Origin of the sequence: Nocardiopsis sp. CNT312 (assembly GCF_000515115.1) — a bacterium.
Lineage (GTDB): Bacteria > Actinomycetota > Actinomycetes > Streptosporangiales > Streptosporangiaceae > Nocardiopsis.
The window spans coordinates 19759-35124 of sequence record NZ_AZXF01000019.1 but is presented as its reverse complement, the minus strand read 5'-3'; the positions used below and the strand labels follow the sequence as shown (position 1 = coordinate 35124).

15 protein-coding genes are annotated in these 15366 nt (G+C 66.2%); 6 read left to right on the top strand and 9 right to left on the bottom strand.

The features are described from left to right. Nucleotides 1-231: 231 nt before the first annotated feature. Genes dndE through dndB form a run of 4 tightly spaced genes read right to left on the bottom strand, consistent with a single transcriptional unit; the run spans nucleotide 232 to nucleotide 5203 of the window. Complete coding sequence (gene dndE, locus B042_RS0109470; protein ID WP_028648088.1) at nucleotides 232-612, bottom strand: DNA sulfur modification protein DndE; 381 nt, start codon at nucleotides 610-612, stop codon at nucleotides 232-234. Then, nucleotides 602-2593 (bottom strand): DNA sulfur modification protein DndD, encoded by a 1992-nt coding sequence (gene dndD, locus B042_RS0109465; protein WP_028648087.1) that lies wholly within the window; start codon nucleotides 2591-2593, stop codon nucleotides 602-604. The genes dndE and dndD overlap by 11 nt, the downstream gene beginning before the upstream one ends. Further along, on the bottom strand, nucleotides 2580-4076 hold the full coding sequence (gene dndC, locus B042_RS0109460) for a DNA phosphorothioation system sulfurtransferase DndC (protein ID WP_028648086.1): 1497 nt from the start codon (nucleotides 4074-4076) through the stop codon (nucleotides 2580-2582). The genes dndD and dndC overlap by 14 nt, the downstream gene beginning before the upstream one ends. Continuing rightward, the gene (gene dndB / locus B042_RS0109455) at nucleotides 4073-5203 is read right to left on the bottom strand and encodes a DNA sulfur modification protein DndB (RefSeq protein ID WP_028648085.1); all 1131 of its coding nucleotides are present in this window, start codon (nucleotides 5201-5203) and stop codon (nucleotides 4073-4075) included. Before dndB ends, dndC begins: the two co-directional genes overlap by 4 nt. A 75-nt stretch (nucleotides 5204-5278) precedes the next feature. On the opposite strand from dndB, the gene dndA reads away from it, so the two are divergent. Then, nucleotides 5279-6424, top strand: a complete 1146-nt coding sequence (gene dndA, locus B042_RS0109450) for a cysteine desulfurase DndA (protein WP_028648084.1) — start codon at nucleotides 5279-5281, stop codon at nucleotides 6422-6424. A 121-nt stretch (nucleotides 6425-6545) separates the two neighbouring features. Here the strand turns inward: dndA and B042_RS24910 are convergent, their stop codons facing one another. The 3 genes from B042_RS24910 to fxlM all read right to left on the bottom strand — a co-directional run bounded on the left by B042_RS24910 (nucleotide 6546) and on the right by fxlM (nucleotide 8527). After that, nucleotides 6546-6998, bottom strand: coding sequence for an NUDIX hydrolase (locus tag B042_RS24910; RefSeq protein ID WP_231493905.1), 453 nt, complete (start codon nucleotides 6996-6998; stop codon nucleotides 6546-6548). Between the two features lie 141 nt (nucleotides 6999-7139). Then, the gene (locus B042_RS26875; RefSeq protein ID WP_255342328.1) at nucleotides 7140-7271 is read right to left on the bottom strand and encodes a hypothetical protein; all 132 of its coding nucleotides are present in this window, start codon (nucleotides 7269-7271) and stop codon (nucleotides 7140-7142) included. After that, entirely contained in the window at nucleotides 7268-8527 is a 1260-nt protein-coding gene (gene fxlM / locus B042_RS0109435) for a methyltransferase, FxLD system (RefSeq protein WP_028648082.1), read from the bottom strand. The genes B042_RS26875 and fxlM overlap by 4 nt, the downstream gene beginning before the upstream one ends. Nucleotides 8528-8727: 200 nt before the next feature. Between fxlM and B042_RS22580 the strand changes: the two genes are divergently transcribed. From B042_RS22580 to B042_RS0109410, 5 genes are all read left to right on the top strand, one after another. Beyond that, the gene (locus B042_RS22580; RefSeq protein WP_231493904.1) at nucleotides 8728-9291 is read left to right on the top strand and encodes an AAA family ATPase; all 564 of its coding nucleotides are present in this window, start codon (nucleotides 8728-8730) and stop codon (nucleotides 9289-9291) included. A gap of 157 nt (nucleotides 9292-9448) precedes the next feature. Next, a complete protein-coding gene (locus B042_RS0109425; protein ID WP_051415577.1) occupies nucleotides 9449-10312 on the top strand; it encodes an aminoglycoside phosphotransferase in 864 nt (287 codons plus the stop codon). A 222-nt stretch (nucleotides 10313-10534) separates the two neighbouring features. Continuing rightward, nucleotides 10535-11596, top strand: coding sequence for a helix-turn-helix transcriptional regulator (locus B042_RS0109420; RefSeq protein ID WP_197024235.1), 1062 nt, complete (start codon nucleotides 10535-10537; stop codon nucleotides 11594-11596). 113 nt (nucleotides 11597-11709) lie between these two features. Then, nucleotides 11710-13011: a helix-turn-helix transcriptional regulator gene (locus B042_RS0109415; RefSeq protein WP_155988982.1), complete on the top strand. Its 1302-nt coding sequence runs from the start codon at nucleotides 11710-11712 to the stop codon at nucleotides 13009-13011. Next, on the top strand, nucleotides 13008-13760 hold the full coding sequence (locus B042_RS0109410; RefSeq protein ID WP_231493898.1) for a haloacid dehalogenase-like hydrolase: 753 nt from the start codon (nucleotides 13008-13010) through the stop codon (nucleotides 13758-13760). The genes B042_RS0109415 and B042_RS0109410 overlap by 4 nt, the downstream gene beginning before the upstream one ends. Nucleotides 13761-13842: 82 nt before the next feature. Here B042_RS0109410 and B042_RS0109405 read toward each other — a convergent pair whose 3' ends face one another. Together B042_RS0109405 and B042_RS0109400 are read right to left on the bottom strand one after the other, a co-directional pair. Then, nucleotides 13843-14736, bottom strand: coding sequence for a phosphotransferase enzyme family protein (locus tag B042_RS0109405; RefSeq protein WP_028648077.1), 894 nt, complete (start codon nucleotides 14734-14736; stop codon nucleotides 13843-13845). Between the two features lie 65 nt (nucleotides 14737-14801). Continuing rightward, nucleotides 14802-15353, bottom strand: a complete 552-nt coding sequence (locus B042_RS0109400) for a GNAT family N-acetyltransferase (RefSeq protein ID WP_028648076.1) — start codon at nucleotides 15351-15353, stop codon at nucleotides 14802-14804. Nucleotides 15354-15366 lie beyond the last annotated feature (13 nt).

Below are 15366 nucleotides of genomic sequence, written 5' to 3'. Positions count from 1 at the left end.
TCAGCGTACTGGACAGAGCCGACAAGTGAGGGGGTTTTACCGAAACCGGGGCGGCTTCGGCTCTTCCTTCCTCCTCACTCATAGAGGTCGGGTGGGAAGCCAAGTTGTTGCGCCCCGCCCGAGGAATTTTTGATGGGACATCAGCGGTCGGCGAGGACTGGCAGTGTGACATGGCAAGGGCCCGCCGCTCCGAAGCTGCTCAGAGAACGGGCCCATGGTCAGGTGAAGGCTCTACTCAGTTGTGATGGCGAGAAGATCCTGGATGGAACGCAGGTCCTGGCGCCCGGCAAGGTAGCCGATACCGCGGTGCAGGTGGATGTGCAGAGTCTTGTTCACAGCATCGTCGTTGGGCTCTTGCCCATCGGCTACGCACCGTTGCTTGAGCAAGGACAGGTAGATGTCGCTGTGCTGGCCCGTGAAGGTCTTCCAGGCGATCTCCACGTTGGAGTCGGTGACAATGTCCCGCACAAGGGGTGCCGAGGAATCTCTTAGGGACATAGCCAGTGCCCACCGGCACAGCTCATTCCACTGGGTCATCCCTGTGTGACGTTTGAGACGACTGAGCTGATCCTTGGCGGTTTGGGACAACCGGATGGTGATCTCAGACGGCATGCAGGGCTCCCTCAGTCCACCAGTAGCCCGACGCGACGCGAGTGGTGAACGTGGTGTCGTCGTGCACAAGGATGTAGCTATGGGCGATGGACGGCTTCAGCCGGCGCAGCAGGTGCTCGTCGATCTCCTCGTCAGTGGATAGGAGAAGGACTTGTCGACCAGCACGCGGGAAGTAACGGTCCACCAGGTGTTCACGATGGCGACTGTCCAAACGCCCCAGTGGCGTATCGATCACAGTAGGTAGTCGGTTACCCGCCACCTTAGCCAATCCCCACAACAGCGAGATGGCCAGTAGCTGACGCTCGCCAGCGCTGAGCCGGGTGGGGTCTATGGCTTCCCCATCGCGATCGGTCAAGGCGAGCGTGAACTTGTCCGTGTCGATTCGGAGATCCTTGACCAGCCCATTCTTACGCATCAGTGCCTGGAAACTGCTCAGGACCGCCACTTCCAAGCTGCTGATGTGCTTGCGCAAGAGCGCTTCACCGAACCGCCCCAACGTGGCGCGGGCCTTCTCTGAATAGGTGACGATGCGCTGGAGTTCCTCCTCGCGGATGAACGTCCTGACCCGCTTTTGCCGGGCACGTTCCAGGTCCGCTTCGAGACGCTCGAGTCGAGCCCTGGCCTCATCCACCAACTCTTGATGACGATTGACCGTGGAGCGGGCGACCACCACAGCTTCTCTTGCCTGTTGGCAGCCTTCGATCAGGTCCTTGATGAGTCGCTCATCGGGGACCGCTGCCAATTGCCGCTCGGCTTCCTGGAGCTCGTGTACTGCCTTGCCTGCGGCCTGGAGAAGCTCCGCTGTGCGAACGGTATCCCCTCGCAATCCCCCCTCCAACGTCGAGAGCTTCTCCGTGAGACCTCTTGGCAGGGAAAGGTTCAGCTCCAGATCAGCTTTGGCCGCCCGCACCTCACGGTCAGCCGCCAGCTTCTTCTCCAGCTCAGCGCGAACATCCGCAGACACGTCGTCAGAGAGCTGATCGATCAGCCACGCATCACGCTTCTGAAGCGCGCTCGTGATCTGTCGAGCCTCACTCGCTTCCTGCTCACGCACCGCCTGCTCGCCCAACGCGGTGAGCTGTTCGCGTAGCAAGACGAGTGGCAGTGCGCCCTCGGCCAGTCCGCGAAGAGCTTTCTGGGTTTCGGCCAAGTATCCCTCAGCGTCGTTCTTTGCCGCCTCCAAGGAGCGTCGCTCCTCGTACAGCCGGCCTCCCGCCCGTTCGAAGTCCCGTTCTGCCGTGGCGAGCCGGGCTTGGGCGACGTCCAGGGACGAGACGGCCTGGGCGTGGCGCTGACTGTGGTCAGACACCTCCTGAGCTGTGTCCTGCGCCTTGGCCTTAAGGTCACGGATCTGCTCAATGATGCCCTGATCTTCTTGCGACAACCGTTGACGACGTTGAAGGGCAAGAAGGTCCGTTCGCAGCCGTTCGACCGCCCTGACACCGAGGAGAGACTGGACGGCGGCCTCGATCACACCAGCGGCTCTCTCGGAGTCCGCGAGCTGCTCAACCTTCTCACCGTCGAAGAAGAAGAGAGAGGCGACTTCGAGGGGCAGAATCTGCTCGACGTGCTCAGCCCACGTATCGCTGATCGTCGCGTCGTACTTGTCGTCCACAGCGACGGAGAGGTCCTCGCGCACGTGCTTACCACTGACATACCAGGTGCGAGACACTTCGTAGGTGCGGGGACGACCTTCGACAGTGATCGAGAACTCCAGGTGGAGTTGGGCCCCGCGGCTGGAGTCGGCCGCACGGTTGATGCTCTCTCGCAGGTAGTTGTCGTAGGAGCGGTTGCCCCGTCCACTGCAACGAGCTCTGGGCCCGTACAGCACGAGTTGAATGGCATCAAGCAGGGTTGTCTTGCCACAGCCGTTGAGGCCACCGATCAGGACGATCGGGCGCTTCGGCTTGACCCGAAGGTCCAGGGTCTGTCGTCCCTTGTAGGCGCCGAAGTCGTGCAGGGTGAGGTTATGCAGGTGCATCGGTGGTGGTCTCTTCGTCCAGCTTCATCTGGGTGGGGTCACTGTCACGCAGTTCCTCGAGCTTCTTGGCGAACTGCAGCGCATCGTCTGCGTCCTCGTAGTAGCCCTTCTTGACCGCCTTCTCCAGGGCTTCGAACAGACCGGCCCTCCTGCTCATGGTTCGGTACTGGCGCTCGACCGCCAGGAGCTCGCGGGTCATCGAGAAGTGGATCGGGTCGTCGTCGCACGCCTCCTTGAGCAGGCCGATCTCCTCGGCTCCCAGGACGACTTGTTCGTCGAGGGGCAGGCCAGGGAACTTCTCGCCAGTGGTCTCCTCGTAGATCTGCGGCAGGGAGTCCTCGACCTCGTGCTTGTCGAAGACCCAGATCCGGCGGATCTCATGAAGCTCCGGCATCGAGATGAGCTCGATGTTGCTGACGTGCTCTGGGGCCTTCCTGCGGACTTGAGCCTGGGCGTCAAGGAGCTTGCGCAGCCAGTCTTCGCGCGCCGACTGTTTGTAGGGGCCAGGGATAGGCCGTTCACCGAAGAGCTGGACCTTGCCGTTCATGCGGCGAAAGTCCCGGGTCTGGCTTTCCTTGCTCACATCGTCGAGCTCGTTGCGGAGCTTGAGCAGCGGTCGCATCCACTGCTTCTCTTCGTCGTTGCGGATCATCGCGGTCATGGACTTGTCCTGCTCCACCAGCGTGCACGTCCAGCAGCCGAAGCGGCTGTCTCCGCATGAGGGAGTGGTGTCGTCGACGACCAGCGGGCACTCGGAGTCGTCGGACGCTCCTTGGTACATCGTCAACAGGTCCTTGTTCTGATGCCCCCAGGGATTGGGGTGCTGCATCAGGAACGTCCATACCTCGTCGGTGGACCACGCCTCGATCGGGCTGTAGACAAGGGAATTGGGCAGATTGCCGTTGGGAGAGAGGCGATCGCGAACACGCTTCTTCTCGTGCCGGGCCATCGCCCGGGCCCGGGCTTGGCTCTCGGCCTTGCGAATGCCTAGCACCAGGATCGCCTCACCGTGTCGGCGTACGACGCGGCGGATGAAGGCGTTCGACGGCTTGATCTTCAGCCGCTCGGTGCACCAGCGGAACTTGGGACGGGGCGCTGGATAGCCACGGCCGATCAGGTTCACCCAGAAGGTGTCTTTGATGGCGGGGGTGAGCTTGTGCGGCTCGATGGGCAGCTGCTGAGTCTGGGCCGCCGTGTGCATGGTGTCCAGAGATTGGCTGACCCACGCAGCGACAACCGGGTTCTCCACCAGGGTGTCGGTGCTGATCACATGAACCGGCTTTGTGCGCTGCTCGGCTGGTAGGTCCTTCAGAGCCAGCCACACCAGTTGGAGGACGGCGGTGGAGTCCTTGCCCCCGCTGTATCCGACAACCCAGGGAACCTCATCAGCAACGTAGAGCTCACGGATCTCCTCCGTCAGCTCTTCGATGACCTCAGCCAGGGACCTGTCCTGGAAGGGCGCACTCGACTTAGGGGTGCTCATGAGTCTCCTCGCAGGTAGGCGTCTTCCGCACGCTGTTCTTCGGCGCTCAGTTGGAGCGCTAGATGTTGGCGCAGGTAGTTCACGGTAAGAGTCAGATTCTGGTGGCTCTTGGAGACCTTGCCGTTGATGAGGGCGCGCCCTTCCCAGTCCGGGTTGGTACGCGACCAGTCCACGGACGAGAGGAGGGTGAGGGACGGCGTCCAGTCAGAGGGGGTCAGCGAGTCACGCAACAGGGCGTTGCCCACGCGTCCTAGCGCGTGCAGTGCGATTCCGTGGCTGTGCAAGTAGTCAAGGCGCACGTCCCGGGCCGACAGTTCCCGGTTCCGCACCAGCTTCCAGTCCGGGATCGTCTTGTCGATCGCTGTCCAGTATGCCTCAGCCAGTTCCTGGGATTGTTCCTTGGTGACCTCCAGCCCTTGCAGCAGGGCCTGAGTGGCGTAGTACACCGAGCTCAAGGTGAACAGCTTGCGTGAACGCTGGGAGAGCGTGCTGCTCTCCATCTCCACACATCCCTTGAACACCGGCGTGCGCATCGCCAGCAGTCGTACGATGGCGGCCAGGTCGTCGCGGTGATCGTAGAGCACTCCGATGGAGCGCGGGGGGCGCACGGCGTGCCGGTTCAAGTCAGCGAACATCTGCTGGCAGCGGGCGAGCCCGGTGTCATGGAAGAACACGACCGCGATGGTTTCTTCCCCGAGGTCAGGGTTCTCCTTGAGTGCCTGTTCGATCGCGGCGCGCCGGTGCTGACCGTCGTTGATCAGGAACCGAGCTGCCATCGGGATCCGGATCTGGCCGGTACGCATCCCCACGCCACTGTCGGCGATGGCTTCGAAGCGGATGTCGCCATCAACCGAGGCGGTGATCGCGCTGAAGACGTAGTCAGTGGGGTTGTCGACGATGTAGCGGGTTAACGCGGGCAGGCGCCCCTTGTTCAGGATCCGCTGGGCGCGTACTTCAGGCGCCAGTTCGTCCTCGTCGAAGAGGAAGATCTTCGGGATGAGCCGCATCGGGCACATGGACGCGTAGTACTCGCGCCCCGCCTGGATACCGCGGATGGCTGGGAAGACGTACTCAAACCCGGCAGACGTGGCCGGTTCCGCAGACTGAGAAGCGATAGAAGATACCACTCGGTCACGCTATCGTACGTCAAGGAAATCACGTACAGAGACCGAATATTAACGTTTGAAGGTGACTTGGGTTCGATGGTGACGTACCTCGATGCGGCGGCGACAACACGCGTGGACCAGCGAGTAGCCGATGTCGTCCTGCACTGGATGACATCGGAGTTCGGCAACGCGGGCAGCCGCCATGGGTACGGAAACCAGGCCAAACGAGGGGTGGAGCGGGCTCGCGAGTACCTGGCCAGCACCGTCGGAGCGGAGCCCGACGAGCTCATCTTCACCAGCGGAGCTACGGAGAGTAACAACATCGCTCTGCTCGGGCTCGCTCCACACGGCGAGCGCACAGGTCGACGCCACATCATCACTTCCGCCATCGAGCACAAGGCCGTCCTAGAACCGCTGGAACACCTGGCCAGCCACGGATTCGAGGTCGACTTCCTCAAGCCTGGCCCCTCTGGGCGGGTCACAGCTGAGGCGGTGATGGAACGACTGCGGCCAGACACCCTCCTCGTTTCGCTGATGCACGTCAACAACGAGACAGGGGTGATTCAGCCAGTGGCTGAGTTGGCTCGCGAACTGCAAGCGACCCCCACGTACCTGCACGTGGATGCCGCCCAAGGGTACGGCAAGGTCCCTGATGACCTCACTGCGCCCATCGACATGATCAGCATTAGCGGACACAAGATCGGCGCGCCCAAGGGTGTAGGAGCCCTGCTCACCCGCCGCCGAGAGGATATGGACGACGAACGGCCTCCGCTCGAGCCGATCATGTTCGGGGGCGGTCAGGAGCGGAAGCTTCGCCCAGGAACCCTGCCCGTTCCCCTGATCATGGGCTTGGCCGAAGCTGCACGGATCGTCGAAGCTGAGCACGTCCAATGGCAGTCCGCCGCCCAAGAGTTGCGCTCCCGGCTGCTCACCGGGCTAGCTCAGACACGCTTTCACCTCAACGGCGACCAGGACTGCGTCGTCCCGCACATCATCAATCTTTCCTTCGAGGATGTGGACGCCGAAGCTCTTCTCGTCACGCTCAAAGACTCGGTCGCAGTCGCCACTGGCTCCGCATGTACCAGCGCCTCGTACGCCCCCAGCCATGTGCTCCGGGCTATGGGGCTGCCCGATGAAGCGGCCTCGAACGGCTTGCGCTTCTCCTGGTTCCCCTCACAAGCAGCGGACTTGGACGTGGAAGCACTGGCCAACGGTATCGCGAAGCTACAGCCACGCGCCTGATGCACTGTCAATCACGTCACGAGGCAGGGGTGGGTCCTGACCTCTCAGGATCCACATCTGACCAAGGTGGGCGTACCGCGAGAGTATGGGGGAAGGGGCGAGGTCCGGCACTGGCCATGATCTAGTCAGTCAGCGGTGGCCCCGGGGTATCTATGGGCAGTGCCCAGCACCGCTGCGCTGCTATGGCTGCACTTCGGATCTGTGGTCGGGCGACGTCTCCCCACCCCAGGAGCGTTTCAGCCTCCACCAAGCCGCAGCGGTGCCGAACATGGATGCGGCCGTGGTCAGGGTCCGGCGCTCGTTCGCCAGCAGCTGTGAGACACGCTGCCATCCGCAGTTGAGCGTATGGGGCTCGTCCGGGCATGTGGACTGTCTGGTAGCCCAGGTAGACCGGGCCAGCCAGACGTACCTGGACTTCTTCCCACACTTCGCGTTCCAGAGTGGCCAGGGGGTCGCCGCCGTCCTCGGTCTCTGGGGTGCCGCCGGGTAGATTCCATGTCCCGGTGGGGTCGCGGAGCAGGACCACACGGGCCTGGTTGTCGAACACGTAGCCGTACACCTGCTTCACCGCCATCCCGTCCGGGGGATGCTGATCGCTATGCCACACGTAGGTGACATCCGTCTGGTCTGTCATCTGTCCTCCCCATGCTGTGGGGCCGATGGGAGTTCACCAACTGCTCAGCAAGTGGTGGGCGTGGACTCGGGCCGTAAGGGGTCAACTGGGCATGCAGGGCATCGCGCAGACGGCCTGGATGATCTCGGCACAGATGATCAACTGCGCCAAGCGGCCGTCCTCGGTGTCCAAGACATCGGGGGGAAGCCCCGCCTGAGACTTGGAGAGGGTCATGCGCCCGGGTCCGCTTGCCAGTCCATCTGCGGCGTGTCGTGCTGGTCCCACAGGGCGAGAAGGCGTGTGTGCCGGGTTCGAATCACACCGTGTACAGCAGGGATGTCGGGGTGGGCGAGGAAGCGGGGGCCGGGGCCGCTGCGATGGTCGCGGTCCCACCGTTGGACGTGATCGACCAGGATGGCGGCCAGTTCCGCGGCGTCGGGTCCGTGTCCTCGGGCGAGGAACTCCCACTCGGCGGGATCGGTCGATGCCTTGGGAAGCAACAAGTAGGCCAAAGAGGTACCGTCCCACGTCGCCGGAGTCTGATGCCTGCCCATCGTGTTGTGGCCCAGAGCTTCAGCATCACCGGACAGGGTGGCGAAGTCGACCAGAGTGGTGGCCAGCCACATCTGCAGGCCGCCGAAGTACTCGTTGCGGCCCATCCGTACCCCGGTGTACTGCTCGTGGGCGGGCGCGGCAAATACATCAGGCAGGCGGTCCGGCGCTGGGACGGGGTCGGCATCAGTGGTCAGCGCCACCGCATCGGTCACTGGCACGATGGTCGGCGCTGGCGCGCCCAAGCCCTGCATCTTGACGAAACCGGCGTGGTCACCCGTCTCACCGACCAGCAGGTTCCCACTTTGGTGGGTGAAGGCGTAGACGCGCTGGAACCCCCGAACGCCTAGAGGAAGGACCAGGCGTCCGCCGTCGACGAGCTGCTCGGTCCAGGCTTCGGGTAGATCAGTGGCGGCCACCGTGACGATGATCCGATCGTAGGGAGCACCATCAGGGTGGCCGTGTTCGGCGTCGCCGACGACCGTCTTCACCCGGTCGTCGTACCCGGTCTTGGCCAGGTGAGTGCGAGCGCGGTCGACGACTTCCGGATCGATGTCGATGGAGGTCACCTGACCGCCCTCACCGACCAGCTCGGCGATCAGCGCGGCGTTGTACCCGCCGCTGCCGATCTCCAGCACGCGCATGCCGGGGCGGATGTCTGCTCGTTCCAGCATCAGGGTCTGGACCCAGGGGGCTGAGACCGAGCTGGTGGCGTGGCCGTCGGCGTCCCACCGGGTCCGCAGGGCCGTGTTGGCGTCGTATGCCTCCTGGGAAGAGCGCTCGGGGGCGAAGCGGTGGCGGGGTACCGCACGCACCGCGGCGGCCACCTGTTCCGAGCGCAGCGCGTTGATGGCCCACAGCCGGTCGATCATCCGCTCACACAACGCGGTGACGTCGTCGGTGTCGTGGGTGGGGGTGGTGGTGTCGGAAGTCGTCACACCGGAAGGCTAACGGGGTGAGGGCACAACGCGTGGGGGTTTCCGGGGCAGCGGCGCGCAAAGCAGTGAGGGGATCTGACTGATCCAGCCCTCGAGTGGGGGTGGTGTCGGTTAGGGTCGCGCTCATGGTCTCGTTGGGAAGCGACGAGCTCGCGCAAGCGTGCATTGGATGCAATTCGACGGGGTTTCCTCGGTTGGTCGTGCTGCGAGGCAACTCGGCCTCGGGCAAGTCCACCGTGGCCCAGGCGCTACGGGCGGCGTACGGGCGTGGGCTGGCGATCATCTCCCAGGACGTGGTGCGCCGCGAGATCCTCAGGGAGCGGGACAGGCCAGGCGCTGCCAACATCTCTCTGATCGACCTGATGGCGCGCCACGCCCTGGACGCGGGCTACCACGTGGTGGTCGAGGGGATCCTGTACGCCGACCACTACGGCAAGATGCTCACCCGTCTGGTGCGCGATCACAAGGGGATGTCGCGCACCTACTATTTTGACGTCCCGTTCGAGGTCACGCTGGAGCGCCACGCGACCAAACCCGTCGCCGGCAAGTTCGGTGAGGCCGAACTGCGGCAGTGGTGGCGCCTCCGGGACCTGCTCCCCGACGGGCTAGAAGAGCTCATCGACGAACACAGCAGCGTCGAGCAGAGTGTGGCGCGGATCCTCAGCGACTGCGGCCTGGCGGCGCAGGGACCACTGCGGATCCCCGAGGTGGTGTGGATCAACGACCCGACCAAAAAGCGCCAAAACCCCCCACAGAACCCATGAACAGACCATCATCTCATTTGCTTTGACATCTACCAACCAGTTCCTCCACGCACCTGGCGGAGATCGTGCAAGCTGGAGCTCTGACCGTTTCGCCCACGGCGGTCGAGCGCTACCGCGCCCTGCTGCGCGGCCGGAACGAAAGGGATCCCACCAGGTGATGCTCTCCCAGGACACGGCGCACCCGCCCCTGACGTTGGATGATCTGTCGGCCGTAGACATCAGCAACGTCCTTGCCCAAGCTCAGAAGCGGCTGGGGCGTTCCTTCAGTCGCGAAGGCGTCCGCTACAGCCGCGTCAACGGCACTGCCGGATTCCCTACTGACGCCGGAACGTGGGTGCGCCTGTCCTGGCGCCGCACCGGACGTATGAACACGCCCTCCTGGACCGGAACCGAGGCATCGGTGGCAATCCAGGGCGTACCCCGCCCCCAGTGGATCGCTGCCTCCACCTGGACCGACAGTGAGCGTGGCGTGGCGTGGAAGGCCGAGGAGACTACGCTGGCCCCCGCTCCTGCTGTTTCGACCACAGCCGACATCACCGCCGACCCTGGACTGCCGGACTCATGGTGGAACACCATGCACACCGCTCTGCGCTCCCTCGCCGACCACAGCACCAGTCGTGTCGCTCTGGAGCAGGCCCACCTGACTCGGCGCATCCAGGAGGTCTACGGAACCGACATCGACACACACATTCCCGAACAGGACTGGGCGTGCGCCCACGGCGACCTGGGCTACGCCAACATCACCGGACCCGAGTTCATGCTCTTGGACTGGGAGAGCTGGGGCTTGGCCCCCCGCGGCTGGGACGCTGCCTGCCTGTGGTCGGCCTCCCTGAGGGTTCCGCAGGTTGCCGAACGCGTCCGTGTCCAGTTCGACGATGTCCTGTCCACCCGGCCTGGCCGCCTATGCCAACTCCTGCTGTGCGCCAACGTCGCCCGAGCGTCCAAGCGGGCGGGAAGGACGCTGCCGATCAGGTCACTGATGGGTGAGACCGCAGACGCGCTCCTGGCCAAACTCTCCTGAGCACCCAAGCGATAACTGTTTCGTGCCGGGTGCAATGGAGGCTCTGGCATGTACCGCGGGTTCGGCATTCCCGCCTGCCCCGGGGCGGTGCGACCTGGGCCGCTGGTGGGCGGTTCGCGGGGTGCGTAGGGTGGCGCCGACATGCCGGCGGTGTGAGGGTTCGAGGACGGTGTGGCCGTGATGCTGTGCGGTAACTGCGGACGGCCCCGTGGCCGTAGGCGGGTGAACTTCTGTACCTGCCTGCCGTCGGGGTTCTGGGAACGGCCCCAGGTGCGCCAGAAGGTGCACGAGCGGGACGCCGCTGGTGTGCTGCGCCTGGTGCGGCAGGCGAACCCGCGCTTGAGCCAGGAGGCGCTGGCGCGGATGAGTGGGCTGTCGCAGAGCACGATGTCACGGCTGCTCAACGGCCGTCCGGTGGGCAATCCCGCGAAGGCGGCAGCTGCGTTGACGCGGTTGGGTGCCCCGCTCACGGCGGCGGCCACGCCCAGGCGGGTGGCGGCCGAGGCCGACCTGAACGCCGATGACCACCAAGTGCTGGCACGTCTGCTGTCCTCATCGGCACCGGTGGACCCGGCCGCCGTCCGGGCCAGCGCTCAGATCCTGGCTGCCCAGCGCCGGTTGGACGATGTGGTGGGGGCCCAGGCCATGATCCCGGTGACCATGGACCACCTGCGGGTGGTGGAGGAGCTTGCCGCTCAGGCACGTGGAGCCCACGCGCCTGGTCTGCGGGAGGTAGGGGCCGAGTACGTGCAGTTCGCCGGATGGCTGCACGCCTGCACCGGCCGCCACGGCAGGGCCCGGTCGCTACTGGGGCGTGCCGAGGCGTTGGCCGCCGAGGTCGGGGACGCGACCCTGCTGGCCCAAGCCAGGAACTTCTTCGGCTACCTGGCCCGGCGTGAGGGCGATGTCCCCGCGATCGTGGAGCACTTCACCCGCGCCTACACCACGCCGGGAGCGCACCCGGCCCAGCGGGTGGGGGACGCGGCCCAGGCGGCCCAGGGACACGCTCTGCTGGGTGAGCGCTCCGAGGCCTTGCGGCTGTTGGAGGAGGCCGTCCATCTCGCGGAGACAACGGTCGGGGTAGAGCCGCCGCGCACCGCCTACTGGCTGAACGGCACCTACCACCGCCTCAATCTCGGCATCGCGCACTTGGCGCTGGGTGAGGCCGATGTGGCCGCCGACCTGCTGGCCTCGGGGCTGGACGGGCTGCCGGACGATCAGCAGGACGCGGATTGGACGAATGAGTACCGGCAAGCGTGGGCGCGGGCTCGCGCCATGCTCTGAGAGGGGGATGGGTGGTGGTGTGCGGCAACTGCCATCGGACGGGAGGCTGCGGGTGCGTACCTGCGGGGTTCGCTGACGACGCGCGGGTGCGAGCGGCGGCCCAGCGCGGTGACATGGTGGAAGTCGTCACGGCGCTGCGCTCTTTCGCTCCGGAACTGTCACAGGTGGCGCTGGCCCGGCTGACAGGACTGTCGGCCACGACCATCCACCGGTTGGAGTCCCGGCGCCGCCCGTTGCGGGATCCGGTGAAGATCCGCCAGGCGCTGGAGCGGCTCGGGTTGGCCGCCACGGCCCGAGCAGAGGGCGGTGCTGCGGTGGAGAACGTTGCGATGCCGGCCCCGAATCAGGGGTGGGAAGCCGATCAGGTCGTGGACGCGCTGGCCCGGCTGGGCGGAGAACGTATCAGTCGGCGGCGGTTGTTGGCGGCGGCGACTTCGGGGCTGGCCGCGCAGGTGGTGCAGTGGGCCGTGGCCGACCCGTTCGCGGCGTTGCAGGCCTCCCAGGGGCGGCCGATCGCTCCGCACCTGGTCGATGCCCTGGTTCAGGGGGTCGACGCCCTGCGGTTGGCCGATGCGCGCGGTGGCGCCAGTGCGCACCTGCACGCCCTGGCCCGTCCCCAGTTGGCGTTCGTGCAGCAGCTGCTGTCCCAGGGTCACATGGATACGGCGGTACGGGGTCCACTGCTGGCCGTGGCCTCCGACCTGGCGGGGCTGATGGGGTGGATGATGGTCGACGCCGGCGACCACGCCGGTGCCGCCCGCCTGTTCCCGGTGGCGCTGCGTGCCGCCCATACCGCTCACGACCCTGTCATGGGAGCGGGCGTGGTGTCCTATATGACGGTGCTCTCCTACAGCACGGGGCACGGGTCCGAGGCGGCGTTGATGGCGCGTACCGCCCAGATGCGCACGGCTGGGCAGGCCAGCGCACATGTGGAGACGATGCTGTCGATCCGCCAGGCCCGCGGTTATGCGGTGGCCCGCCAGCGCATGGGGGCGATGCGGGCCCTGGAGGGGGCGTTCACGGCGTTCGAGCGCGGCCCCGGTGAACGGGATCCGGCCTGGCTGTACTGGATGAGTGGCGGGGAGCTGCACGCCCAGGCGGGAAGTTGCCTGCTGGAGCTGGGAGATTACGAGGCGGCTCTGGGACATCTGGACGAGGCACAGGAGGCGTTCGGGGGCGACTGTGTGCGTGACCGCGCCTGTGCTCAGGTGCGGGCCGCCACCGCCCTGGTCCGGCTGGGACAGGTCGAGGCCGCTCTGGAACGGGGGCACCGGGCGGTGGACCTGGCCGCGCCGGTGCGCTCGCGTCGGCTGGCCGAGCAGGTCGCCGACCTGGGTGAGGAGCTGGCCGCGCTTCCGGTGGCCGGGGCCGGGGAGGTCGCCGAGCGGGCGCGCGTTCTATCCTCAGCGCTGTGACACCAGCGAACCGTTCTTCCGTGTGCCCGCGGCTGCTGCTGTTGTGGGACATCGACCGCACCTTGGTCTACACCGGCCACACCGACCGGCTGGTCTATCGGGAGGCCTTCGCCGCCCTGGTGGGACGGCCCGCCCGTGTGCTGCCGGCCAAGGGCACCGGACGCACCGTGCCCCGGGCGGTGGAGGAGCTGTTGCGTGTCAACGGTGTGCCCGAAGCCGAGGTTCACGGCCTGGCCGAGGAGATGGTCGCACAGGTGCCCGAGCGTCAGGCCGCGCATCTGGACCACATGCGCGCCCACGGGTATGTGCTGGCCGGGGCCCGCCGCGCCGTCCGCGCGGTGGCCGACCGCCCTGATGTGGCAGCCGGGGTGGTCACCGGCAACCTGCGTCGCAGTGCTGAACTCAAGCTCCGCGCCTTCGCCCTGGACGGGGACGTGGAGACCGCGGTGGGAGGCTACTCCAGCGACGACCCACACAGGCCCCACTTGGTGGCGGTGGCCCAGCGCCGTGCGGGCGAGCGCTACGGAACGGTCTTCACCCGGGACACCACCGTCATCGTCGGGGACTCCCTCGAAGACGTCCACACCGGTGTGGAAGGGGGTGCGCGCGTGGTGGCCGTGGCTTCCGGCACCACCGCGGCCGCCGATTTGGCCGCGGCCGGAGCGGATTCGGTCCTGGAGGACCTGCGTGACGTCGGGGCACTGCTGGACGCTGTGGGCGCCTGGATTCCAGGCGGTTTCTCCGCGTGAGGTTTGAAGAGCCGCCAGGCCGCCGGTGCCACGGGGTTCACGTCTCGATGGGTTCGGGCAAGGGCCGCGTGAGGTGCTTGTCTCACAGCGCTGGCGCCCAGTGCCAGGGGCGTCCCCCGCGACGGCCCCGGAGGCAATCGATCCTCAACCGTGCTTGGGCCTGCATCTTCGGGTCGGCTCCGGCGTGTTGGGCGCAGTACAGGGTCATCCTCAGCTCGCGGATGTCGCGCATGAGGATGAAGCCGGGCCAAGCGGTGACGTCGTAGCCGCCATAGGCCTGGACGAAGCGCGCGTAGTCGTCCTGGTCGAGCCAGGGCACCGTGCTGGCCTTGATCGCGGTGGAGACCAGATCCCACTCCACGGGGCCGATGGAGCACCGCTCCAGGTCCAGCAGGACCGCGGTCCCGTCGGCGCACCGTGCGACGTTGCCGGTCCAGGCGTCGCCGTGCACCACGCTCTGGGGCTGTCCTGGCGGAAGGTGTTCCCATTGCTGGTGGAGGTGGCGTGTGTGGGCGCTCAGCCAGCGCAGGTCCTCGTCGGGCAGGTGGCCGGTGGCGTCGGCGATGCGTGTGTGCAGGCGCACGAACGGGTCGAGCCGTCCCAGGTCCAGGTGGTCGGGGGCCGGCAGGGCGTGTAGGCGCCGCAGCAGATGGGCGACGTCGTCCACGGTGCCGTGGGTGTGCTCGGGCAGTTCGGCCCAGAAGGTGACGGCCTGGTCGTCCACCAGCACGGGCTGGTCGATGTCCAGAGGGCGTACGGCCGGAACCCGGTGGTCCGCCAGCCAGCGGGCCACGGCGACCTCGCGGCGGGCGGCGTCGGCCTGCCCGGGGCGTGCGATGCGCACGATGGTGCCGGGCAGGCGGTAGACCGCGTTCTCAGCGATGCGCACAGGGCTGGCTCGGTGTGCGGGGTGGGCCAACCCGGCGGCGGGCAAGGCGTGGCTGAGGATGTGCTCGTGGGAGAGGTCGACGGTCATCGGTGTCCGCGGACCGCGTCGGCGGTGTGGGCGCTCAACACTTTGACCGGTGCGGGAGGTGCCCGTCATTCAGAGGGTTCAAGGAACATGGCGTCGTAGACGGGGGATTCGGGGGCGTGTTTGATCTGCCCCATGATCTGGTACCCCCAGCGCAGGTAAGCGCTGTGGGCGGGTTCGTTGCCGACGATGCACGTAAGAGTGGTCCACTTCTCGTGGCGGCCTTCGATAGCGGTGTCGTGCAGCGCCCGCCCCCAGCCGCGGTTCTGTTCCTCGGGCAGCACCATCAACTCCCGCAGCCAGAAGACCTGGCCCGCCTCAGCGGCGCGGACCATGGAGCTGGGGCGTTTGTGGTCCAGCAAGGTGAACCACGGTTTGTCTGGGAGCAGGGTGGCGCCGTGAACGTAGCCAACGATCTCTCCCTCAACGCGACCGACGATGGCCTCGAACCCGATCGAGGGCAGGGCTGCGGTCAGGCGCCCGGTGAAGGCCTCCGTGGAAAAGAACGGGTCGCCGATGTAGGGCGCGACGTCGTAGACCTGGGCGTACACCGCTACCAGCTCGTCGACAAGATCCACAGCAGCGTCGGCTTCATAGCGCGTGATCTCGATGTCCGTCACGTTCGGTCTCCCC

Coding starts and splice junctions, on each gene's coding strand:
- dndE (WP_028648088.1), bottom strand. CDS start 612: ATGCCGTCTGAGATCACCATCCGGTTGTCCCAAACCGCCAAGGATCAG.
- dndD (WP_028648087.1), bottom strand. CDS start 2,593: ATGCACCTGCATAACCTCACCCTGCACGACTTCGGCGCCTACAAGGGA.
- dndC (WP_028648086.1), bottom strand. CDS start 4,076: ATGAGCACCCCTAAGTCGAGTGCGCCCTTCCAGGACAGGTCCCTGGCT.
- dndA (WP_028648084.1), top strand. CDS start 5,279: ATGGTGACGTACCTCGATGCGGCGGCGACAACACGCGTGGACCAGCGA.
- B042_RS24910 (WP_231493905.1), bottom strand. CDS start 6,998: ATGGCGGTGAAGCAGGTGTACGGCTACGTGTTCGACAACCAGGCCCGT.
- B042_RS26875 (WP_255342328.1), bottom strand. CDS start 7,271: ATGACCCTCTCCAAGTCTCAGGCGGGGCTTCCCCCCGATGTCTTGGAC.
- B042_RS0109425 (WP_051415577.1), top strand. CDS start 9,449: ATGCTCTCCCAGGACACGGCGCACCCGCCCCTGACGTTGGATGATCTG.
- B042_RS0109415 (WP_155988982.1), top strand. CDS start 11,710: ATGGTGGAAGTCGTCACGGCGCTGCGCTCTTTCGCTCCGGAACTGTCA.
- B042_RS0109405 (WP_028648077.1), bottom strand. CDS start 14,736: ATGACCGTCGACCTCTCCCACGAGCACATCCTCAGCCACGCCTTGCCC.